We start from the raw sequence: 20,934 nt of genomic DNA, 5'->3' as shown, positions 1-20,934 counted from the left end.
AATAAAATGGCACTCGTAAAAGTTTTGGTAGCAAACCTTTTTGCCGGTGCCAACTTCCAGAAACTGGAGGTTGGTCAGGTTTATGATGTTGACGATGCGGTCGCTGAGAAGTGGATCGCACAGAGCAAGGCTGAGAAGTCAACTGAGAAGAAAGGTGAGAAGTTGGTATTTGAGGTCGCAACACCTTCAGTGCCAGTGAAAGCCGATTTAACCGGTATTCAAAAGCAGCTCGACGAAGCTATTGGTCAGGTGAAAGCTCTCACAGAAGAAGCGGAAGCGGCACTGGCGGCAGCGATTAAAAAGGATAAGTAACCATGGCTGACCCAATCACAGCGGCAGACGTGCAACAGTTTCTCGGTGAGTTGGGTTATTCCATACCAGCAGCTCTACTGGAGCCGATTCTATGCGTCGTGAACAAGATTATTCCGTGCCTCAATGGTGCTGGATATGACGATTGCTCCGCAAAACTCATCCTGATGTATGCAGCTGCATTAATGGCTACATCGTCTGGTGCACGCCGTATTAAATCGCAGGGTGCTCCGTCTGGTGCGTCCCGCTCCTTTGAGTATGGTGATGACAGTATCACCTGGCTGCGAGACTCTCTGGCGAAACTCGATACCAGCGGATGCACCAGTGAGCTACCGATTAGTGCAGGTAACAGCGTTGGCCTATTCATGGTTGTCGGGGGTTGATGATGGCGTGGATTGACGTAACAGAACGCAGTCCGAAACCATTCGCTCGTGTATGGGTTCGCACCGATAGCGGACGTGAAACCACCGGCTATGTGAACAGCTCAGGTGAATGGGTGATTAACTGTAAGCGCATCCGTGATAGCGGTGCAAAGGTCGAGAGGTGGCGAGAATGAGCAGCGTTGCCAACTGGAGCTATACGGCACAAGCCACAATCTGGCGCAGCCTTGGTAATGATGATTATGGCGATCCGCTTGGCTGGTCTGCTCCAGAAGTCATCATGTGTGATTACGAGGGGGGGCTGAGTAAGCGCATTGGCAGCCTAGGCTCTGAGATCGTCGTCAAAAATACGATATGGACTGAGTATTCATCAGCCACTGCTGGAGATTACTTGTTATTTGGTGAATCAGCAGAATTAGACCCTGTAGCAGCTGGAGCCGACGAAATCAGACAAGTGATCAGGTACGCAGACACCTTTGAGCGCCTTGCTGATGATTACGCATTGATCACAGGTGTATAGCCATGGGACTTAAGGTGAAGGGAATATCTAACGCCAAAAAGAACCTCAACGATTTGATTAATGACGTTAAGGGGCGCAAAGCCGTTAGAGCGATTCAATCAGCGCTTATTCTTGGTTCTGCTCGAGCGGCATATTACACGCCAATCGATACATCTACTCTTATCAACTCTCAGTTTAGAGAAATGGACTTTAGTGGTGTGCTGATTACTGGTCGGGTTGGGTACTCAGCAAACTATGCTGCTTATGTTCACGAGATGTCAGGGAAGTTAAAGGGTCAACCTCGTGCGCACTTTGGTAAAACACGAGAAGGCAAATCATTTGGCGGCGGAACGGAAAAAGGAAATTACTGGGACCCTCACGCCGAACCGCATTTCCTGAGCAAAGGGTTTGATGAGGAGAGAGAGGCCATCGATAAGGTGATGTTAAAGGAGCTCTCGTTATGATCCCAATGATGTATGAACGTGTCAGGAATATGTTTGTCAATGCGGGACTAACGGATGGGTTTACTGACCAGTTGCTAATGTTCGACGATCCAAAAGACCCATCAAAGGCTGTAATGGTTTTCAGGTCGAACGGTGGATCAGCGATTCGTAACGACCTAGGCGCAGAGCATTACGTTTTGGTCGATGTCGTGGGTGCTAGGACGAAACGAAACGAGGCTGCTCTTGCAGTACAGCGCATTATTGACTACATCCAACAGCATCCAATGGCTGATGAATGCGTCGGATATATTCAAAATATGGGAGCCATCCCTGCACCAGTGCTAACTGACGAAGGTCGGATTGTCTTCCGTTTGCAGTTCTCATGCACTTACGGCGAATAGCCAGAAACATATTAAATCACCCGCTCCGGCGGGTTTTCTTTTTTATACGAAAGAGGAATCACAAATGGCTAATTGCCAAAATTCGAATGAACGCCTATTTGGCGGTGCAGTCGTTCTTGAGGTTGCTGATGGCTGCGCAGATACAGTTCCGTCAGAATCCGAATGGAAAGCGTTGGCCGCTGGTACATCCAAGGGCTTCGACTTCAACCCAAACACTGTCACATCCGATGCAGATGATGGTGGTGGTTACGTTGAAACCATCATCACCAACAGTGATTTCACCATCTCATTTGAAGGTGAGGTTCGCAAGAAAGACAAACTGGATCAGTACGGTGTCGGCAAGTTCATCGAATATTTTGCCGGTGAGCTTAAAGCTAAGCGTCAGCCCGGTATTTGGGTGCGCATGGATTACGGCCCTGTTGAGTTTGTTGGGTATATGAACATCACAGCGCTTAGCTCAGATGGTGGGACTAACGATATCGTTACTTTCTCTACTGAGTTCAAGGTTGGCGATGCAAGCACAATCGAAGTGAATGCCGCTGATGCTTTGGCCTTCACCACAGATTTGACGCCCACAAAGTCAGTTACAACTGGTTCTGCGCTGAATATGTCTGTTGTTGCCTCAGGTGGTGTCACTCCATACACCTACGTCTGGAAAAAGGATGGATCAGCTGTCAGCGGGCAGACTACGGCTACTTTTAACAAAGCCAGTGCGGCATCTGGAGATGCAGGTGTTTATACCTGCGAGGTAACTGATGCATCACTGCCGGCGCAGAAAATCACCTCTGCGGCATGCACCGTAACCGTCAGCTAGCAGCTATTACAAAGGGTGGCTGTGCTGCCCTTGATAATAACCGTTCACTGGAATGAGTCATGACAGCATTAATTGATATAGGAGAAGTTTCGATTAGTGATAGTCGAGACGGGGGAAAGGATTATTTATTAAGCCCATCATTTGAAGCCATGACGCGCATTGGAAATCCTAATGAAATTGTTGAGGCATACGCCATTGTCCATGGAAGTGAACTGAGCGGGTTTCTTACCGGATATGCGAGTGCTTTTGGGAGACTTCCTGATTGGCTTTCATCTTCGCTATACCGCGTGGCAGAGAAAATGCTTTCTACATCAATGAGGGTTATTCAGGCCTGTTGTCAGGATGATTTAGCGCCAATTATCGGAGAATGGAAGGGGTGGAGATCTTGTGTGGTGTATCGACCAGGTCAAATGCCGCGCAATGACATCATTGTTATGGCGCAGCACTTACTACAGCACGGCGTTGTTGGAAAAGCGAAGGTAAGAAGATTGCAGCGCCATGAGACCGGAGAAACAACCAATTCGTTCAGTGCATTCGATTATATCAGCGCTGCACGGAGTCACTTCGGAATGAGTCGTGATGAAGCATCCAAATTAACGATGACAGAGTTCCAATTTCTGCTGGCAGCTAAGTACCCCGATCAGAAGGGATTCACTCGAGAAGAGTACGAGTCTGTAGCTGATGAATATCTGAAGAAACAGGCCGCGCGTCGGGCGAAGGAGAAGATATAATGCAGTTTGTTCATTGCCAGATCCCTGCTACTCTTTTGGCACATTTATCGAAGGGGATAGGGATATGAAGAAACTTTTAGTGGCTGCGATTCTTTTAATTGCTGCACCGTGTTTTGCGAACAATGCTGATGCTGTTTCTGCAGCAAGAGATGCGGTAACAAAGAACTTAGAATCTCGCTATAAGTCTGGTGAATGTGACAAATGGAAGTTGATGGCGTCAGGCGGCTCTATTGCAAAAGAGAGTGCTATCGCAAAATGTGATAATGACTTCAACCCTGAGTATGGACTGGATTTCAGCTCGTTAGATGTAAAAGGTTATGCGGGAAAAGAGTCGGTATGTGGTGTCGTTAGTGGAAGAACGGACCTCAGCAGAATAGGTGCTCGCTTCGTTTATGAGGTTAAAACAGGCCATGTGACGATCAAGCCTTCAAAATTCCCCATGGCATCACTTCGCTCATCTGGAGAGTTAGGCAAGAACCAAATCAAGATAGAAAACAAGCAATACGAATTAAATTACAACTTATATTGCAAATGACAGCTCTTAATTAAATAAACCTCGCTTCGGCGGGGTTTTTTATTGCCTGGAGAAAAATATGGCAGGTGAAAAAAGTGCCGGTAGCATCGTTTATGAAATCAGCGCCGACGTTGAGCCTCTGCTGCAAGGTGGGAAGCAGGCCATTGATGCTCTGGATAAATTAGATGCTGCCGCCCAGCAGTCAGGAAAGGGGATGGATAACCTAGACCAGAGTGCATCGCAAACCGGATCTGCGTTTACAGAACTGGCCGGTTACGCCAACTCCATGGACAACCAATTGCGCAAGCTGAACACCAATGTCAGCGGTATTGCAAGAGCGATGGAAGAGGCCAGCAGCGGTACAGGGGGAGCCAGCAGTGAATTTAGCCGTGCCGAATCTATCATTGAAGCGCTAGGTAATCAGTTAGCGGTACTGGATGAAGCTCAGGAGAATGGCGCTCGTAGTGCTGCCGTACTTGCTGCTCAGTTGAGAGCTGGCTCAAAAGCTTCTGATGAAGAGAAGCAAAAAATAGGCGAGTTAACTGGTCGCCTTTTCGATATGAAGACTGGGGTAGAGACTGGATCAAAAAGCCATGGAAAATGGAAAACCAGTATGCAACAAGCTGGTTATCAGGTTCAGGACTTTATTGTACAGGTTCAAGGTGGGCAATCTGCGCTTGTGGCATTCTCACAGCAGGGGTCGCAGCTGGCGGGGGCGTTCGGACCCGGCGGCGCGGTTATTGGTGCCGTCATTGCATTGGGTACAGTCATCGCTGGTACGCTGATTACATCTTTAAATGGCGGCAAAAACGCCATGGATGCACTTAAAGATGCAGCAGAGGCAATGGATAAGGTTATTACCGTTTCCCAGAACGGGGTAGCCGCGCTGTCAGATAAATATGCTCTGCTGGCCAAGACGAATGCTGAGGTTGCTACGCTGATGCGCAACCAAGCACTTCTTGAATACAACGAGGCGATCAACAAAATCCCGAAAGCGATTAGCGATGCTTCCAGCTCACTTCTCTCCTTTGGTGACAAGGCGCTCTCTGCATTTTCCGGAGGCTACGCTTCGGTTGATGGATTTAACGATCGCCTTTCTGCCCTGAATATCACGACCGATGATTACTCTCAGGCAATGAAGCAGGCTTTTGGAGCAGGACAGGCTTTCAATGCTACGACGATGAGCATTGGCAATACTGTTGGGGCAGTGGCAGATAAGTTCGGCATCTCAGAGCAGAAAGCATTCGAGTTCAGCAAGCAGCTTTCTGATATTGCTAAAAACCCTACTCCAGAGGCTTTGCAACGTCTTGCGGCGGAGTTGCAGAACACACAGAGCTCTACTGAGTGTCAACAACGGGTTAAAAGTGATCCACTTTTCATCATCACCAACGGTTCAATATTGATCCACCGTTTTACTCAGGATTAGCTTCTGCGATAACCCCTGCCTTTCTTTTTTGCTTTAACCGATAGCTCTCTCCTTTTATCTGAACAACATGTGAGTGATGTAAAATTCTGTCTAACATCGCAGATGTCAGCGCTGCATCTCCGGCGAACGTCTGATCCCATTGCCCGAACGGCAAGTTTGACGTCAGGATCATCGCGCTTTTTTCATACCGTTTGGCGATGACCTGGAAGAACAACTTAGCTTCCTCTTGGCTGAACGGCAGATAGCCGATTTCATCAATGATCAGCAGCTTCGGAGCCATTACTCCCCGATGCAACGTGTTCTTATATCGGCCCTGTTTCTGCGCTGTTGAGAGCTGAAGCAACAGATCCGCGGCAGTCGTGAAGCGAACTTTGATCCCCATTCGTACTGCTTCATAGCCCATCGCGATGGCCAGGTGCGTTTTGCCAACGCCTGACGGTCCCAGCAGTACGATATTTTCGTTTCGTTCGATAAAGCTCAGTGAACGCAGCGACTGTAGCTGCTTCTGAGGGGCTCCTGTGGCGAAGGTGAAGTCGTATTCTTCGAACGTTTTAACTGCCGGGAACGCTGCCATGCGCGTGTACATCGCCTGTTTACGCTGATGCCGTGCCAGTTTTTCTTCATGCAGCAAGTGCTCCAGGAAGTCCATGTAACTCCATTCCTGCTCCGCTGCCTGCTGGGATAATGCCGGAGCTGCGCCGATGAGGCTGTCCAACTGAAGCCGTTCTGCCAGGGCCATTAGCCGCTGGTGTTGAAGTTCAACCATCATGCCACTCCCCTACAGAAGCTGTCATAGACCGATAAAGGGTGATGCAACGGATGGTTATCGAAGGTCGTCAGGGTGTCGGTGATTTGCACGTCGTGCATTTTCTTCTCCGGCGGCAATGCCAGCATAGCCTGTTGTTCTTCCAGCCACCGGTCACATGGGCGGGTTCGGGTAGTTTCATGTTTTCTTTGATTGGCCACCTCATGCAACCAGCGGAGCACATGCCGGTTTGCTGTTTCCATGTCGACAACGATGTCCATTGGCCGCAGGCGAGTCATCAGTGGGATGTAGAAGCTATTCCGGGCGTATTGCACCATTCGTTCCACTTTCCCTTTGGTTTGTGGACGGAAGGGACGACACAGACGAGGCGTGAAGCCCATTTCTTTACCGAACTGCCAGAGAGAAGGATGGAAGCGGTGGCGGCCAGGTTGATAAGCATCGCGTTCCAGTACAACCGTTTTCATATTGTCGAACAGCACTTCTCGCGGGACGCCGCCAAAGAAGGTAAATGCATTACGGTGGCAGCTTTCCAGTGTTTCGTAGCGCATATTGTCGGTAAATTCGATATACAGCATCCGGCTATAACCCAGAACAGCGACGAAGGCATGCAGTGGGGTTTTACCGTGGCGCATCGTGCCCCAGTCAACCTGCATTTGCTGCCCTGGTGAGGTTTCGAAGCGAACAACAGGCTCAGGCGGAGCGGTAACAGCCAGAGAACGGATATATTCCCTTAAAACGGTCATCCCGCCGCCGTAACCCTGCTCGCGGATCTCTCTTTCGATCACCGTAGCGGGAATTTTATAAGGGTGGGCATCCTGAATACGCATCCGAATATAATTACGGTGCTCATCCAGAACTGAGGTAGCACGGGGCCTTGGGGAATATTCTGGTAGCTCAGACTTCGCCTTCAGATACCGTTTGACGGTGTTGCGGGAGATGCCCAGTTTTTTTGCGATAGCGCGACTGCTCATTCCCTGCTTATGCAGGATTTTAATTTCCATAACTGTCTCAAAAGTGACCATAAGCTCTCCCTTGTTCAGGAGAGCAGATTAACCCCTGGATCAGATTTCAACCGTTGGGGTGGATCACTTTTGCACCGTTGGTAACAACTGAGAAAGGTCAGACGGCGTTAACGGCATTCATTGGCACGTTGGTTAACCTGTCGCGCGAGGCTGTTACTGCGAAAGGCAACGTGGCGGCGCTTAAGCAGGAAACTGACAACCTAACCTCAGGGCAGAAAAACCTAATCAAGCAGTCCGAGCGTAATCTTGCGCTATCAAAGTTGCAGGGAGAGGCTAGGGCTCGTTTGCAGGCTCAATACGCTGCTGAAGATGCTGGCTTTGCGAAGGATGATCCTCACGCTAAGCAGATGGAAGATGACGCTGCCGCTACGTACAAAAATACACAGGCGCAGAAGACACTTCAGTCAGAGCATAAAAAAGGCGCTTCTCAGGCTGATTCTATTGCCCAAAAACTGGCGAACTTGAAACAACAGTCAGAACTCGCTGCCGACTCAACAAATAAGCTAAGTCGTGAGCAGGCGATGCTCAATGCGGAGCAGTCACTTGGAAAAGGTGCTACTGAGTCGCAGATTGCGGAGGCCCGTCAATATGCAGCTGCAAAATGGGACACGGCCAACGCCATAAAAGCGCAGGCGGCAGCGGAGAAGCTTCTTCCTGAGAATAGAGAAAACGCAAGCTATAAGCAGGATGTACAAGATTTAAATACAGCTCTTTCAGCTAAAAAAATTAGCCAAGAGCAATACAGCCAAACAATGGAGCGACTAGAAGAATCGCATCAAGCTAATATTGCGAAAATTCGCGCACAGCAGGCAGTTTCTCCACAGCAGGAAGCATTAGGGCAGATAGACCCTGTCCAACAGTTAGCTAATGAACATGCTAAAAAATTAGCTCTCATACAGCAGTTCGAAACTAAGAAGGGAGTTATCACAGCCAATGGACTGGCATTAATGAATGCTGCTAACACTGAGTATGAAGCACAGAGAACGGCTGCGCAGTGGGAGCTATTCTCTCAACAAAGTACGGCTAATCAGATGCTCGCGTCTTCTCTTGATGCACTGGGTAATAACGCATCAAGCGCATTTGCTGGGATGCTAACTGGAACAGAAAGCGTAAGCGATGCAATGCGTGGTTTAGCTAACTCTGTTGTGAACCAGCTAATAAACTCATTTGTTCAAATGGGAGTCGACTGGGTTAAGTCTGCAATCATGGGGCAAACTGCAACCGTAGGCGCGGTGGCGGCTTCTACTGCAGCGCAGACCGCTGGCATTGCATCTACTACAGCAGTTAGTACCGCTGCGGCAGCGACAACAACAGCCGCATGGACTCCAGCGGCGATTGTTGCATCCATTGGTTCATTCGGTGGGGCTGCAGCGATCGGAATTGGTGCCGTACTTGGCGCACTCGCTATGGGAGTCGCCGGCGCCCGTAAAAATGGTGGCCCAGTATCAGCAGGCTCTATGTATCAGGTCGGTGAAGGCGGAATGCCTGAAATCTTCCGAGCCAGCAATGGCAGTCAGTACATGATACCCGGAGATAATGGCTCGGTTATAAGCAATAAGGACATTTCCAGCGGTGGCGGCGGCAACATTCAGGTGACTGTCGTATTCAACGACAACACATCTGGAAGTCATGCCTACGACGCACAAGCATCGCAAGATGGCAACAATCTAACCATTCAGGCATTTATAATGGACATGGATAACAAAGGGCCAATGCTTTCCGCAATAGCACGTAACACTACAGCAACTCCACGCGCATCAGGGGGCTAAGATGGCTATTCCATATCCTGATTGGCTGCCACTTGCGCAGAAGTCTGACAAGAGTCCGGCGACGGATACCGGATTTAGAACAGATCAGCCTTTGGTCGGTGCGCCAATCTTCCAGAAATTAACCGACGATTTAAAAACGTCGTTCTCTCTCAAGTGGATATTCACGTTCACACAGCACCGTGCATTCATGCAGTGGCTGCGCAGTCCAAACTATCTTGATAACTGTAACCAGTGGTTTTCCATGCGCCTGAATAACGGCACTGGAGACACAGGATTAGAGGTGCAGGAGTTGCACTTCACCGCATTGCCCACGTGGAATCAGACGGGAAATATTTTTACTTGGTCTGGAGATGTCATCTGCAGGAAGCTGAATAACGCTGATGATGAGTTCGACGACATCATTGTGGAGCTGCCACCGCCTTGGGCGAGCTGGCTGGATATCATTGTCACTGGCTATCCTGATGACCGTGATCCGGAATCATTGCCGAGGGTGCCATAACAATGCCAACGCTAAGAGAGTATCGGGCCCAGCGCCCGAACCGGATAATCTACGAGACTATTGAGTTTCATCATGTTTCGTTTGGCAGTTTCTATCTGGTCAACAATCAAGTCTTCCCGAAGACGCTCGGCGGCGTGGAGTATAAGCCATGCCGATTTGAGCTTTCGGAAAGTCAGCAAAGCAGCACACCAATCATCGATTCAACGATTAAGTTCAGTCGTTTGGCGCAGGACTTTAAGCAACAGTTGAAGGTCTGGCGTTCGTATAGTCGCATTGAACCGATCACAGTTACCTATCGGCTGTTTGACTCTAAAGACATGACAATAGCGATCAAGGATTGGCAGTTATACGTTAAAGACTGCTCTCTCGATGCTGATAACGTCAACGTCTCTCTATCAATGACTAACCCGCTCAATACAAACGTGGCCTTGCTGTATGACCCAGCAGATTGGCCCGGTCTCGAAATCGGATAAACCATGAATAAATCTGACTTTATCAAACGGATGATCGGCGTTCCGTGGGCTAACCGCGCCTGTTCCATGGAATCTTGTGACTGCTGGGGTCTAGTCGCGCTGTATTACAGGCATGTTCTCGGCAAAGAAGTGCATCACAAGGCTGGGTATGAAAGTAACCGTGATTTCCTGACCTGCTACAGAGAAGAGGTGGTGTTTTGGCAACGGGAGAAAGTACCCGTCGAGGATGGCATTTTTGTTGGCTACATGGGGCGTAGAGCTGAGCATGTGGGTTTAGTGCTCAACGGTATGGCGTTGCATAGCTGCGGCCTCAATGGCTCTGTGAGGCTCGACAAACTGCGTGTAATGGAAAAAGTTTTCACTAAAGTGGAGTTTTATTCTTATGGCACTTCTAGAAATACAGCACTTGCCCGGAGTGCCGAAGGAGAGAATTGAGCTGGCCAACGGCTCTAACTTTTATAATTGGTTGGTGCAGCAAGCGTTTGATAGAGATATTGCAATCGTCATCAATGGCGTGTTGGCAGACGAAGAGACCGAGCTTTCGTTTAAACTCACAGAGTTGCATCGCATCCAGATATTCAATCAGCCGCGCAGCATAGTCAGCGATATCCTGAGCCCGGTCTTCAAACTCGTCACCAAAGTATTTTCTTTCTTAGCGCCTAAACCTTCATTCTCGACGTCTGCGGATAATAACGCAAAAGAAAGCCCAAATAATAAGCTGACCGGTCAAACAAATATCGCTCGCACGTATCAAGCTCGGCCAGATATTTACGGGCAGGTTCGTTCATTCCCAGACTTGATTCAGCAATCTATGTTCGAGTTTACTGACAACATCAAGTACGTCACCGAGTGGATGAATTTTGGGATCGGGCAATACACGGTTGAGAGTGTGCGCTACTCAGAGTCAAGTCTGGGTTCGATTGCCGGCGCTAGCTACCAGTTCTATCCGCCCGGCACCGTCATCCCAGAAATCATTCAGGGATTCGAATTTGATGATGTCGATGGGCAAGAGGTATTGGGGCCGAACGAAGACAACAGCGAGCAAGTAGCAACTGCAACGACTAATGATGTGGTATCAGGTACGATAACTGGCACGTCAGCGGCTGTTAAAATCGTTCAGTCACCTGATTTCGACTACTTCTTTGACATCCCCAAGCCGCTGCCAGTGCAGGTTACCGTTAATGTTACGCGCCATCTGGCGTCCGGCGATGTGACTGAAGATGTAACGTTTTCAGCGTCTCTAGATTCCGCTACTGAATCTGATGATGGCGCAGTTATCGACCCCGTTAACTACTTCACCTTCCAACTTTCATCAATCAACAGTCCTGTCGAGATACCAGCGGGTTCGACAATCAATAACACGATATTCACGCTGACTGAAAACAAAGGGAATATCTCGGGGCCATACTTCGCGGCGATTGAGGGAGATGAACTGTGGGTACATCTGCAGGCGCAACTTGGAAAGCGAGAGGGTGCTGACTTCCTGCTTGAATATTGGGCTGTGAATGACAATAACGACAGAATATCTCCGACATATAGCTACTCAAGCTATGTTTTCAACGCTAGTGACAGTCGCGCTGATTATATTTATGGCACATTCAAGTTTACGCCGCAGTATGGTAAAGCGCGGTATGCGTTCCAGTTGCGGAAGACCAACAACAGTTCTGATAGTAACCTTCTGCAGATCGCCGAAGCGCACTCAGTCACGCGCCGCCAGAATGTGACATATCCAAATGACACCCTAGTAAAAGTCACGGTGCGCGCAACTGAACAGGCCACCGGCTCACGTGATCGCAAATACAACGCACTCGTTACACGTCACACAATCAGCTATGACATCAACACTCGCACATTTGATTACACGCTTAGACCTTCACGCAGCTTTGCTGATGCAGTCGCGCATGAGTGGCTGGTCATAGGGAAGCAGCCAGCAGACACGATAGACCTGTATGAGCTTTACAGTATCTATCAGTCATTACCGGATCCGCGGCTTGGTTATTTCGACTACACGTTTGACGACGAGGACGTTTCCCTTGGTAACCGCATAGAGACTATCTGCAATGCGGCGCGAGTAATCGCGTACTGGGACGATGGCGTTCTGACGTTCGCCAGAGATGAGCGCAAAGAGTACCCATCTGCTGTATTCAACCGTGCAAATATCGTCGCTGATGAGTACAAAATCAGCTACGACATGACGATGCCCGGAGGGTACGACGGTGTAGAAATTGAGTATGTAAGTCCAAGGACAAACAAGAAGACCTACATTCGGTACCGCATTACCGACACCGGTATTGTTGAGCAATCAGCCTTATCGCCTTTGAAGATATCGCTAAGCGGTTGCCGCAACGAGTATCAAGCAAGGGATAGGGCGCTCCTTGAGGTTAACCGGCTGATCAGCTCACGCATGAAAATGAACATGAAGACGCTGGCAGACGGTGAATATGTCTCACCGGGTGAGATGATTGTTGTTGCGGATACTTACGATACCAACCAGCAAGCTGGCTATATCGTCGCGCGTAACGGGAATAACTTTGATACGAGCGAGCAGATTAATTTCGCTGGTGACATGTATGTCAGGGTAACTGACTCGATAGGCAACTCTACGGACAAAATCAGAGCTTACCCACGTACCGATACCAAGTTTGGATTCACCGCAGCGGTACCGAATATCACACTCAATATTTTTGACGGCTACAACGTTCAATCACCATCTCGCTATGTCATCGCGACAACTGCTGAAATGGAGGCGATGCGCTGGCGAGTATCTGATAAGAAACCTAACTCAGACGGCACGTTCTCATTAACGTGTGACGAGTATTTCGACGCGAAACTAGACTACAACGTCTAACTAATCCCAACGCTAATAGCCCAGCCATAACGCTGGGTTTTTTTATGGAAAAATTATGGCTACTACTCCTACCAATCTGCCCGTGCCAAGTGAGTCACCACGCGACCTTAAGTTTAACGCGGGGAAAATTGACGAGTTCGTGACTTCAAAGCAGCAAGAATACATCGATCGATTTGGTGAAAGTCATTACACAATTGAAGGCCTGCGCTGGATTGCCCAGCAGGCAATTTCAGCTTTCGGCTATATCACGATGGACTCGTTTCAGGACGGAGCAACACTAACACTCCCTAATCAGATCTTGCGCTGGAAACTGCCTGATGGTGATGGTGAATATTATCGCTGGGATGGGGTTTTTCCCAAAGTTGTTCCCGCAGCATCCACTCCAGAATCAACAGGGGGCATCGGTGCTGGAAAATGGTTAAGTGTGGGTGATGCCACACTGAGAGGAGAACTTGCGGATGATGATGGGTATACACTCATCCCTAGTTTGCAAACATTTAATGATTTATATGTAAACCCATTTAATGAAAATGTTTATTATGAAAATACTATAGTAAATAAAAATATAACGCCAAAAGAGAATAGTAGGAATATTGAGCATAAACAAAACGGAATTTTAAGATTTGTAACTTGGAATTTGTGGACAGGACCATCTACTGATGCATATTACAACGGAGATAGATTTTCTCCAACTAAAGCTTTGCAACAGCAAAAGCAATTTTTAGATTCAAGAGGTGATTATTTTTGCTTCCAAGAATGCTTCACAAGCCCTGTAATTGATAGTACATATCTTCAAGTTAATCCTTTATCAAAATCAGTATTCAGCATGGCAATGAATGCAGGTGGTGGCAATCTTTATGGATTAATTGACCTAACAAAACTAAATATAAAATCTCACACAAGTAAGATATACGACGATAAAACACCTACATCATTAGACTCAGAAACGAGGGTTTACTCTAAGACAATAATAGATGGTGATATTTTCATATACAACACTCACTTAAGCACTGACCCAGCAAGAGCTACAAATATGCTATCTGAACTTCTTATAGAAGTTACCGGTGCTGGGAAGGATAAAGTGGTGATTATGGGTGATTTTAATACTAGTGATTCAAGTAAATTATCAGGATTTGAATCTGCTGGTTTTGTCATTGTAAATAAATCAGAGTGGGATACATCAATTGATAGAATTTTAGTTAAAGGGATGAGTATATCAGGATATGGTAAAGTACAGATACTTGGAAAAATGAGTCATTTGTCAGATCATGATATGTATTATGTTGATCTGGAGGTTGCATTATGAACTTAATTGACTTAGATGTTCTCGATTATAATAATGAGCCAGTTGGATTAGAGATCATCAGGCTTAATAGTGAAATTGTTCACTTGTCAAAAAATACGAACATTAAATTATATACGTCCCTAGTTCATCTTGGCGTCCCCGATATAGCTAGTGCACTGGATATATCAAATGCAATGCCAGTTAACTCAATGGCTTATATACCTATTTCCGCATCAAATACAGGAATTGGTGTAAAGCTTTTCAATACATCGGCAGTATCAATTTCTCCAGCGATTTTGTATGCATACAAAAACCAATCAAATAGAACAAAATTTATAATGATGAGCGAGCTATTTAATATGCATAGATATATCTACAGCACTGGAAGTAATGATACTGGGTGGGGAGGATGCGAAGCCGTACAAGGGTCAATAAGGGTTGGTGCTGAGTATGGAGTAACGGCATTGTCAAATTTTAACTATGACGGAGTGTATTATTTAGACTCATCGGCAATGACGGCAATAAGCGAAATACCATATAACGGAGGCGGTTTTATAGAGATAGTCAAATCGGCAACATCAAAGTTCTATAAAGTGTATGGAACTGGTTCTGATAGCAAGATTCTAATGAAGTCATCAGCAGCGACAAATTGGGCTACAATAAATTAAATATACACTTTGAGTGTTAATTTTGAAGCCATGTCTTCTATCTGAAGCCATGGCATTATTTTATCTTATATAGTTCAATAGAATATTACCTATACGCCTTGATGCTTTTACTGAACTCATATCGATCAGGCGATAAAATATTTCTGAAACTGAATAAACAACGAATAGAGAAGTTATTATTGTTATAAATTTAACTGCCAACAGGTTAACGTCATTTTCCAGTAATATATAGTAGATAGACTGAGATATTGAATAAAATATTGGGATTTGAATAAGATATGCAGAAAACGATACCTTACCAAGCCATACTGAAAATTTATTATCTGTGATAATTTTAAATACGTCTGATTTAGTTAATGAATATACGATTAAAGCTCCAGCAAGCATGTTAGACATGAAATATGGGTAAATTTTCAAGTAAGGTATTTCTAATAGTTTTAGTCTCTCGATGAATACATAAGATTCACTTCCAAATCTAAACCCAGCTAAATACAAGCCTGAAATAATAAGAACAAATGGTATTATTTTTGATTGTATTTTTTGAGCATAAAAAATTATTGAACCGACAAAGAAGCATGCGTAGCTTGTTCCTATGGATGCGGGTGAGTAAATAACAAAAATCAATGATGTAATTGCTAGAATTAATGATTTTCGCTTAAGGGTATTTATCAATGGTATTGTCGTAAAAATCAACAATGAACCATAAAATTCAACTTGCATTGTCCACGTAACAACATTGTAGGACTTATCTCCAAACAGCATTGTGCCGAAAACAGCATTGAAAATGGCATCAATGAAAGACTTTCCCTTATTCCAAAACGTCCCCTCAATCCAAGGTAAGTAAAATGATGAATGATCGTAATAATTTGCCATCAAGTAGCATATTAATATAGATATCCCAGAAGGAATCATTAGCCTAAAGTAACGCGACGATAACATTTTAAGTGCGGATTCTTGAATGTTATCATTTTTTGTTATGGCGTATGTAAGTATAAAACCACTAAGAGTAAAGAATATATAAACTGCCGCAGAACCAGAATAAATAAATCCAATAGGTAAATTATATAATAATTTCTCAACGTGAAAAGATGCGTCTTTATCAATACCTGATTGAAGGTATGGGAAAGTCATTAGCATCAAGTGTGATAACAATACCATGAGGCAAGCCAATCCCCTGATCCCTTCAACTGACTTCAGTTTATTCATGTAAATTCCTACGGCATTATGCGCCAGCGATTTCTGTAGATTACTGAAATAAAAAATCTAATTATTTTTAGAGAAGCACACGACAACTATATTACTGATAATGTATATTTTATATGCTTTATTTTCAAAGACCGGAGAAAAACCTTTTATTTTAGCTTGGATAATCTCTCTGGTTTTTTTATTGGGATATGTAATATTTTGCATGCCATTTTTCATAAGTGAAAATCTTCCACCATCATAACCTTCATTGATATGGTATGGTAAAAATTCTGCTATTACTGGAAATGCTGAAATATTGACCATTGTTTCCCTTGTGATATCAGGAGAGCCAATAATTAATAACTTATCTATATTTTTTAAACCAAGAGAGTCTAGGTTCTGTATAATAGAAATAGAAATTCTATCGTACATCCTCAACTCGTTTTTTATAGAGTTTACAGATGTTTGGTTTATTATCAATGATGGAATGATAAAAATTGCTGCGCATACAGATGTTAATCTTACATTTTTACTGAGTAAGTATATAGACATTGGAAAAAACAGAAGCAAAACAGACATGCCGATAAAAATTCTTGGATAGAATTTTGCATTCTCTCCTAGTAGGGCTACACCAGATATAGATAATAATAAAAATATTACCGTGATAAATAATGATGGAATTATAAATAAATTGCGTTTAATTACACTTTGAAATAGAGAATAAGAAAACAAAAACACCGAGCAAATAATAAATGGGAGTAACATTCCACTATCTAAGAGTATTGTTACAAGATTTTTTGTTTGTGATATATTTTGTAATAGTTTATTAAAACCAATTGTATTTAATTCAATTATTTTATTAAAGTTGTTAGCATATTCGCTCTGAGATGATAGCTTTAGTAAAAAATATTTATATACTAAGTAAGATAGGCCTAGCGCTGAGATTTGTTTTATCGCAAATAAAAATAGTTTTATTGCTTCTTCTTTTTTTATTGATAAAAAGAAAAATGTTGCAGCAGAAAAACCAATAAATACGTTTAGTGATGCTTGGTAAAAAGAAATTGAAATAGATAGTGCTATAACTGATGAAATGAAATTTAAATATTTTTGTTTAAAACAAAGAGCAAATGGTAATATGGCGAATGCTATTGATAGAAGCATGAATGCACTATCGTAGCGGAATGAAAAATTAGCTACAAGTAATGGGCATGATAACATTACAGCCATTAATAAAGCTGAAATAAATGAATTATCAATATTCAGATTTTTTAAGGTTTTATCAAAAACAAATATAAAAAAAGCTCCCGAGATAAGGAGAGGTATTGGGTAAGAGTCTGGAAGTGTTGAAGATCCTAGAGACAATACCCTATAGAATTGTTCTGCAAAGTACCTGCCATCATCTGACCAACCAAAATATCCCTTTTGTGAGCGAAATAAATCATCTCCATAGTACATATCCGATAATATGTAAGGGGATATTATTAGAAGAAAAAAAACAATATGGTATTGGTATTTTTTTAGCATTTTATTCTCAGTCTTTGATTATATACTTTGGCCGTTTCTTTGTTTCAATATAGATGCGCCCTATATACTCCCCAAGGACACCTATCCCAATGAGTTGCACCCCACCTAGGAATAATATTGCTGTCATAAGAGATGGATAGCCCGGAACTGGGTTTCCCCAGATTAGTTTATCTATAATCATCCACGCTGCATATAGAAAGGCAAACGCTGATACACCAAGACCTATGTAAGTCCATATTCGCAGTGGGAATGTAGAAAAACTAGTGATCCCTTCTAGAGCAAGGTTCCATAACTTCCATCCATTAAATTTTGATTCTCCGGCACAACGTTCAGCGCGAGAATACTCCACAACCGCAGTTTTTCCGCCAACCCAAGAAAGAATGCCTTTCATAAAGAGGTTGCGCTCTGGAAGCTTCTTGATGTTCTCAACCGTACCACGGGACATTAGTCTAAAATCACCAACGTTTTCTTCAATCTTCGGTGTGCTTATCTTGTTGTGCAATTTATAAAACATTTCAGCTGACTTGCGCTTTAGTCCACTATCAGTAGATCTGTCAGTTCGTTTAGCTAAAACAACATCTGCCCCAGATTTCCATTTCTCAATTAATTGAGGTATCACTTCAATAGGGTCTTGTAAATCAACATCGATAGGAATGACTGCATCACCAGTTGCATGGTCTAGCCCAGCAAATAATGCAGGTTCTTTCCCGAAGTTTCTAGTGAAGTTTAATGGCTTGACTAATCCATCTGAAATAGCTAGCACATTAATAATATTTTCAGTCGAGTCTTTGCTACCGTCATTGATGAATACAATCTCAACGTCGTACTCTTTCAGTGGCTCATATCCGCGAACAGCTTTATAGAAAATAGGTATCGTGTCTTCTTCGTTGAAGACAGGAACAATCAACGAAATTTTCACTGTTTATCACTCCGGAAAACGATGAGTTTAGAATAGAAGAATCCGCAAACAAGGCTAATCGCAGAGAAGGCAACTAGAGTAAATATTGGTGGCAAGCCACATGCTTCAGATGCCCATCCTGTAGCGACGCTTAGCGCCCCCATGAACCCGATATAAAGCATATATCGCATGGTCGTAGTTTGAGCCTTGAATGTGAATCTGGCGTTTGCAAAGAAAGAGAAGGTGACAGCAACACAGAACGCAGCAAAGTTGCTGAGGGCCTGATCATCCTTAACACAATAGAAAATTATGGCAAAAACCATCCAATGAATGGCTGTGTTCACAACACCCACAGATATGTATCTGGAAAAAAGCTTAAGCATTTGTCAATAAGAGTAATTTTAAGTGATGGAAGAGTTTAGCATTTGAGAAGCTTCTGATCAGCTATTGATCGCATGTCACCCTCACTTATGAGGGTGACATCGGGTAATTAATGAATCCGCTTAAACTTCTCTTTGCTAGCCGGTATGTGAGTAAAGGCGTGAGGTTTGTAGCCTAAGTCAGTAGCTATGCCATTCGCTATAGCTCTAAACGTATCGCCTTTACCAAGTAGCTCAATCCCGCCCCCCATCCAGTTGTCATGGATGATCACTTTAACGTTGTAGCGAGCATCTGCTGGCGTGGAGATCGGCGTGACATCAGTTGAAGGCGATTTATCTTTCTGGCTGAAGTAGAAATCTTCCAGCTTCTCGAATACTTCCCATGCCTGATCTGTTTCCAGCATCTTCGCGTGTCTGGCCGCGCCGCGTTCTGTCCATAAGATGAGGTGTTTAGCTCTCGATGCGACTAAGTTACTTTGAGTAACCTTGTCCTTAAACTCCCTTAGAGCAGCACCCTCCAACTTGAAGTAGTGTTTACCACAAATGAATCTATCGGCGTTCCGAGTGTAATTTACTTTGATGTTATTAGTGTCGGTGCCATACAGTTTTGCTAATAACTCAGTAGTTATAACAGGAGTATTTTTGTATGTTACTTGTGATAGGGTTTCAGCAGAAATGTGAGTGGTCATGACGACCTCCGGTGGTAGATTTTATTTTTATCACCACCGTAAGGTGCAAATCATATGGTGGTGAGACGTACAGGGTTTGCACTACCGGAATCTACCGACCGGCGAGCCTTTCGGCTCCCCCGTACGCCCCACCATTGTTCAGATATGCGGGGGCACTACGACATAAAAAAACACGCTCGCGGCGTGTCATTTGGTCGCGGTAGAATTCTAGGCGGGGTGCAAATCCCGACACCTGATTTTGCAGGTGCATCGAGAATATAGCCCACAGCGAATACCGCGTCAAATGTTGGGGCACCTACACAAAAAGTTCAGGTGTGGATGTTCATTGGCTTTTGCATTACCTTGCCTACAACCTCTGCTACCATGTTGGAACTTGTTGCTTGTCTATGGAAAGGGATAAATGAATAAGATTGCAGTTATTGGCATTGCTATTGCCACATTGATTCTATCTGGCTGTGAGTCGCAGCAAATGGCTGATGCGAAGAGAAAAGATGCAGAATTTGCCAATGCGGTGAAAAACATAAACCTAGAGTCTGCTGATGTTGGATCTATACCTAGTAATTACAAAGGTCTTGTTGAATCAGCTATTAAAGCTCAACTAAAGGATCCTGAATCGGCTAAATTCTACGATATGACCAATCCACGCAAAGAGGTGATGGTTGAAAATAGGAATTTTGTTTATGGGTATTCAACATGCGTATATGTTAACGCTAAAAACTCGTATGGCGGATACGCAGGGAAGCAATTGTACTGGGCGTTCTTGAAAAACAATCAGGTATTGCGCATCAAAAATACAAGTGAACCATTTGGTAATATAATCTTTGTAGGAAGACCTATTAACTGCAACTGACTTTATGCAACCAACCCGCTTAGCCGCGGGTTTTTATTTCCTTCCTAATCAGAACTTTCTAACATTCCTTCGCCTACTCTCTTCACAACCGCCAATACCATAAATATACTGTACGTATAAACAGTATTTATTGAGGTGATATATGGGCTTCCCATCCCCAGCAGCGGACTACACAGATAAGCCAATTAGTCTTGATGAGCTATTTATCAAGACACCACACGCAACATACTTCATGAAGTGCCCAGACTATTGTCCGAGCGCCGGTGTGCTCAAAGATGCGCTACTTGTGATCGATAGCTCGAAACGACCGGTTCATGGAAGCGTCGTTGTTGCGGCACTCTGCGGCGAGTTCGTCTTGCGCCGGTTGTTGACGATGCCAGTGCCTTGTTTGGCGAAACTGGAAAACTATGATGATGTGACGTTCGCTGATGAAGAAACAGGATTTGAAATATTCGGAGTAGTGACACATGTGGTCAACGATATGACTATGAGCGAGTTTGATGACAACCCGTGTATGTGATGAGGGGAGAATTTCAGGTCAAAATGAGCATCTAAGTTATT

The 20,934-nt window shown here is 44.6% G+C and carries 24 protein-coding genes and 3 pseudogenes; 20 read left to right on the top strand and 7 right to left on the bottom strand.

Features of this window, described 5'->3' with window-relative positions; genetic code table 11:
* Positions 1-6: 6 nt before the first annotated feature.
* The 10 genes and pseudogenes from U0008_RS15035 to U0008_RS14990 form a co-directional block, all read left to right on the top strand.
* Positions 7-312, top strand: a complete 306-nt coding sequence (locus tag U0008_RS15035) for a hypothetical protein (RefSeq protein ID WP_072008179.1) — start codon at positions 7-9, stop codon at positions 310-312.
* 2 nt (positions 313-314) lie between these two features.
* Entirely contained in the window at positions 315-692 is a 378-nt protein-coding gene (locus U0008_RS15030; RefSeq protein ID WP_043494613.1) for a DUF7370 family protein, read from the top strand.
* A complete protein-coding gene (locus tag U0008_RS15025; RefSeq protein ID WP_327058448.1) occupies positions 692-865 on the top strand; it encodes a hypothetical protein in 174 nt (57 codons plus the stop codon). Before U0008_RS15030 ends, U0008_RS15025 begins: the two co-directional genes overlap by 1 nt.
* Positions 862-1,209 carry a hypothetical protein gene (locus U0008_RS15020; protein WP_043494608.1) on the top strand — a complete coding sequence of 116 codons (348 nt, stop codon included), beginning with the start codon at positions 862-864 and terminating at the stop codon, positions 1,207-1,209. Before U0008_RS15025 ends, U0008_RS15020 begins: the two co-directional genes overlap by 4 nt.
* Before the next feature lie 2 nt (positions 1,210-1,211).
* Positions 1,212-1,652 carry a hypothetical protein gene (locus U0008_RS15015; RefSeq protein ID WP_043494605.1) on the top strand — a complete coding sequence of 147 codons (441 nt, stop codon included), beginning with the start codon at positions 1,212-1,214 and terminating at the stop codon, positions 1,650-1,652.
* Entirely contained in the window at positions 1,649-2,032 is a 384-nt protein-coding gene (locus U0008_RS15010; protein WP_043494603.1) for a phage tail termination protein, read from the top strand. Before U0008_RS15015 ends, U0008_RS15010 begins: the two co-directional genes overlap by 4 nt.
* A 64-nt stretch (positions 2,033-2,096) precedes the next feature.
* The gene (locus U0008_RS15005; protein WP_043494599.1) at positions 2,097-2,846 is read left to right on the top strand and encodes a phage tail tube protein; all 750 of its coding nucleotides are present in this window, start codon (positions 2,097-2,099) and stop codon (positions 2,844-2,846) included.
* A 59-nt stretch (positions 2,847-2,905) separates the two neighbouring features.
* Positions 2,906-3,577 carry a DUF6246 family protein gene (locus tag U0008_RS15000; protein ID WP_043494597.1) on the top strand — a complete coding sequence of 224 codons (672 nt, stop codon included), beginning with the start codon at positions 2,906-2,908 and terminating at the stop codon, positions 3,575-3,577.
* Between the two features lie 64 nt (positions 3,578-3,641).
* Positions 3,642-4,112: a hypothetical protein gene (locus tag U0008_RS14995; RefSeq protein ID WP_043494594.1), complete on the top strand. Its 471-nt coding sequence runs from the start codon at positions 3,642-3,644 to the stop codon at positions 4,110-4,112.
* Positions 4,113-4,170: 58 nt separating this feature from the next.
* Positions 4,171-5,436, top strand: a pseudogene (locus U0008_RS14990) (phage tail length tape measure family protein); the annotation flags it as partial.
* 67 nt (positions 5,437-5,503) lie between these two features.
* Here the strand turns inward: U0008_RS14990 and istB are convergent.
* Both istB and istA read right to left on the bottom strand, forming a co-directional pair.
* On the bottom strand, positions 5,504-6,286 hold the full coding sequence (istB, locus tag U0008_RS14985; RefSeq protein ID WP_032237976.1) for an IS21-like element helper ATPase IstB: 783 nt from the start codon (positions 6,284-6,286) through the stop codon (positions 5,504-5,506).
* Positions 6,283-7,305 carry an IS21 family transposase gene (gene istA, locus U0008_RS14980; RefSeq protein ID WP_001572428.1) on the bottom strand — a complete coding sequence of 341 codons (1,023 nt, stop codon included), beginning with the start codon at positions 7,303-7,305 and terminating at the stop codon, positions 6,283-6,285. Before istA ends, istB begins: the two co-directional genes overlap by 4 nt.
* A gap of 83 nt (positions 7,306-7,388) precedes the next feature.
* Here istA and U0008_RS14975 point away from each other — a divergent pair.
* The 8 genes and pseudogenes from U0008_RS14975 to U0008_RS14940 all read left to right on the top strand — a co-directional run.
* Positions 7,389-9,074: pseudogene (locus tag U0008_RS14975) on the top strand (phage tail tape measure family protein); the annotation flags it as partial.
* Position 9,075: 1 nt separating this feature from the next.
* Positions 9,076-9,573 carry a hypothetical protein gene (locus tag U0008_RS14970; protein ID WP_043494591.1) on the top strand — a complete coding sequence of 166 codons (498 nt, stop codon included), beginning with the start codon at positions 9,076-9,078 and terminating at the stop codon, positions 9,571-9,573.
* Between the two features lie 2 nt (positions 9,574-9,575).
* Complete coding sequence (locus tag U0008_RS14965; protein ID WP_043494589.1) at positions 9,576-10,046, top strand: DUF1833 family protein; 471 nt, start codon at positions 9,576-9,578, stop codon at positions 10,044-10,046.
* 3 nt (positions 10,047-10,049) lie between these two features.
* Positions 10,050-10,481 carry an NlpC/P60 family protein gene (locus U0008_RS14960; protein WP_043494587.1) on the top strand — a complete coding sequence of 144 codons (432 nt, stop codon included), beginning with the start codon at positions 10,050-10,052 and terminating at the stop codon, positions 10,479-10,481.
* The gene (locus tag U0008_RS14955) at positions 10,429-12,894 is read left to right on the top strand and encodes a host specificity factor TipJ family phage tail protein (protein ID WP_043494584.1); all 2,466 of its coding nucleotides are present in this window, start codon (positions 10,429-10,431) and stop codon (positions 12,892-12,894) included. The genes U0008_RS14960 and U0008_RS14955 overlap by 53 nt, the downstream gene beginning before the upstream one ends.
* A gap of 55 nt (positions 12,895-12,949) precedes the next feature.
* Positions 12,950-13,375 (top strand): annotated as a pseudogene (locus U0008_RS14950) (tail fiber/spike domain-containing protein); the annotation flags it as partial.
* Positions 13,376-13,381: 6 nt separating this feature from the next.
* Positions 13,382-14,200 carry an endonuclease/exonuclease/phosphatase family protein gene (locus tag U0008_RS14945; protein ID WP_404813187.1) on the top strand — a complete coding sequence of 273 codons (819 nt, stop codon included), beginning with the start codon at positions 13,382-13,384 and terminating at the stop codon, positions 14,198-14,200.
* The gene (locus U0008_RS14940) at positions 14,197-14,847 is read left to right on the top strand and encodes a hypothetical protein (protein WP_043494581.1); all 651 of its coding nucleotides are present in this window, start codon (positions 14,197-14,199) and stop codon (positions 14,845-14,847) included. The genes U0008_RS14945 and U0008_RS14940 overlap by 4 nt, the downstream gene beginning before the upstream one ends.
* A 60-nt stretch (positions 14,848-14,907) precedes the next feature.
* Here U0008_RS14940 and U0008_RS14935 read toward each other — a convergent pair whose 3' ends face one another.
* From U0008_RS14935 to U0008_RS14915, 5 genes are all read right to left on the bottom strand, one after another.
* On the bottom strand, positions 14,908-16,053 hold the full coding sequence (locus tag U0008_RS14935; protein ID WP_043494578.1) for an acyltransferase family protein: 1,146 nt from the start codon (positions 16,051-16,053) through the stop codon (positions 14,908-14,910).
* Between the two features lie 57 nt (positions 16,054-16,110).
* Positions 16,111-17,556: a glucosyltransferase domain-containing protein gene (locus U0008_RS14930; protein WP_043494576.1), complete on the bottom strand. Its 1,446-nt coding sequence runs from the start codon at positions 17,554-17,556 to the stop codon at positions 16,111-16,113.
* 7 nt (positions 17,557-17,563) lie between these two features.
* Positions 17,564-18,475: a glycosyltransferase family 2 protein gene (locus U0008_RS14925; RefSeq protein WP_043494572.1), complete on the bottom strand. Its 912-nt coding sequence runs from the start codon at positions 18,473-18,475 to the stop codon at positions 17,564-17,566.
* Positions 18,472-18,837, bottom strand: coding sequence for a GtrA family protein (locus tag U0008_RS14920; RefSeq protein ID WP_043494569.1), 366 nt, complete (start codon positions 18,835-18,837; stop codon positions 18,472-18,474). Before U0008_RS14920 ends, U0008_RS14925 begins: the two co-directional genes overlap by 4 nt.
* Positions 18,838-18,944: 107 nt before the next feature.
* On the bottom strand, positions 18,945-19,523 hold the full coding sequence (locus U0008_RS14915) for an ORF6N domain-containing protein (protein ID WP_080723961.1): 579 nt from the start codon (positions 19,521-19,523) through the stop codon (positions 18,945-18,947).
* Positions 19,524-19,923: 400 nt separating this feature from the next.
* On the opposite strand from U0008_RS14915, the gene U0008_RS14910 reads away from it, so the two are divergent.
* Both U0008_RS14910 and U0008_RS14905 read left to right on the top strand, forming a co-directional pair.
* Complete coding sequence (locus tag U0008_RS14910; RefSeq protein ID WP_043494566.1) at positions 19,924-20,373, top strand: hypothetical protein; 450 nt, start codon at positions 19,924-19,926, stop codon at positions 20,371-20,373.
* Positions 20,374-20,515: 142 nt separating this feature from the next.
* Complete coding sequence (locus U0008_RS14905) at positions 20,516-20,893, top strand: HumD family translesion DNA polymerase (RefSeq protein WP_043494563.1); 378 nt, start codon at positions 20,516-20,518, stop codon at positions 20,891-20,893.
* The last annotated feature ends 41 nt before the right edge of the window (positions 20,894-20,934 follow it).

The sequence above is a fragment of the Hafnia alvei genome (assembly GCF_034424155.1).
Taxonomy (GTDB): domain Bacteria; phylum Pseudomonadota; class Gammaproteobacteria; order Enterobacterales; family Enterobacteriaceae; genus Hafnia; species Hafnia alvei.
Note: the sequence above shows the minus strand (reverse complement) of the source record. Positions and strands in the feature narration are given on the sequence as shown.

Bases quoted from the DNA above. Each gene is read 5' to 3' on its own strand.
- U0008_RS15000 (WP_043494597.1), top strand. From the start codon at position 2,906: ATGACAGCATTAATTGATATAGGAGAAGTTTCGATTAGTGATAGTCGA.
- istA (WP_001572428.1), bottom strand. From the start codon at position 7,305: ATGGTCACTTTTGAGACAGTTATGGAAATTAAAATCCTGCATAAGCAG.
- U0008_RS14930 (WP_043494576.1), bottom strand. From the start codon at position 17,556: ATGCTAAAAAAATACCAATACCATATTGTTTTTTTTCTTCTAATAATA.
- U0008_RS14915 (WP_080723961.1), bottom strand. From the start codon at position 19,523: ATGACCACTCACATTTCTGCTGAAACCCTATCACAAGTAACATACAAA.
- U0008_RS14935 (WP_043494578.1), bottom strand. From the start codon at position 16,053: ATGAATAAACTGAAGTCAGTTGAAGGGATCAGGGGATTGGCTTGCCTC.
- U0008_RS14965 (WP_043494589.1), top strand. From the start codon at position 9,576: ATGCCAACGCTAAGAGAGTATCGGGCCCAGCGCCCGAACCGGATAATC.
- U0008_RS15015 (WP_043494605.1), top strand. From the start codon at position 1,212: ATGGGACTTAAGGTGAAGGGAATATCTAACGCCAAAAAGAACCTCAAC.
- istB (WP_032237976.1), bottom strand. From the start codon at position 6,286: ATGATGGTTGAACTTCAACACCAGCGGCTAATGGCCCTGGCAGAACGG.
- U0008_RS14970 (WP_043494591.1), top strand. From the start codon at position 9,076: ATGGCTATTCCATATCCTGATTGGCTGCCACTTGCGCAGAAGTCTGAC.
- U0008_RS14920 (WP_043494569.1), bottom strand. From the start codon at position 18,837: ATGCTTAAGCTTTTTTCCAGATACATATCTGTGGGTGTTGTGAACACA.
- U0008_RS15020 (WP_043494608.1), top strand. From the start codon at position 862: ATGAGCAGCGTTGCCAACTGGAGCTATACGGCACAAGCCACAATCTGG.
- U0008_RS15030 (WP_043494613.1), top strand. From the start codon at position 315: ATGGCTGACCCAATCACAGCGGCAGACGTGCAACAGTTTCTCGGTGAG.
- U0008_RS15025 (WP_327058448.1), top strand. From the start codon at position 692: ATGATGGCGTGGATTGACGTAACAGAACGCAGTCCGAAACCATTCGCT.
- U0008_RS14905 (WP_043494563.1), top strand. From the start codon at position 20,516: ATGGGCTTCCCATCCCCAGCAGCGGACTACACAGATAAGCCAATTAGT.
- U0008_RS14940 (WP_043494581.1), top strand. From the start codon at position 14,197: ATGAACTTAATTGACTTAGATGTTCTCGATTATAATAATGAGCCAGTT.
- U0008_RS15010 (WP_043494603.1), top strand. From the start codon at position 1,649: ATGATCCCAATGATGTATGAACGTGTCAGGAATATGTTTGTCAATGCG.
- U0008_RS14910 (WP_043494566.1), top strand. From the start codon at position 19,924: ATGAATAAGATTGCAGTTATTGGCATTGCTATTGCCACATTGATTCTA.
- U0008_RS14960 (WP_043494587.1), top strand. From the start codon at position 10,050: ATGAATAAATCTGACTTTATCAAACGGATGATCGGCGTTCCGTGGGCT.
- U0008_RS15005 (WP_043494599.1), top strand. From the start codon at position 2,097: ATGGCTAATTGCCAAAATTCGAATGAACGCCTATTTGGCGGTGCAGTC.
- U0008_RS14955 (WP_043494584.1), top strand. From the start codon at position 10,429: ATGGCACTTCTAGAAATACAGCACTTGCCCGGAGTGCCGAAGGAGAGA.
- U0008_RS14995 (WP_043494594.1), top strand. From the start codon at position 3,642: ATGAAGAAACTTTTAGTGGCTGCGATTCTTTTAATTGCTGCACCGTGT.
- U0008_RS15035 (WP_072008179.1), top strand. From the start codon at position 7: ATGGCACTCGTAAAAGTTTTGGTAGCAAACCTTTTTGCCGGTGCCAAC.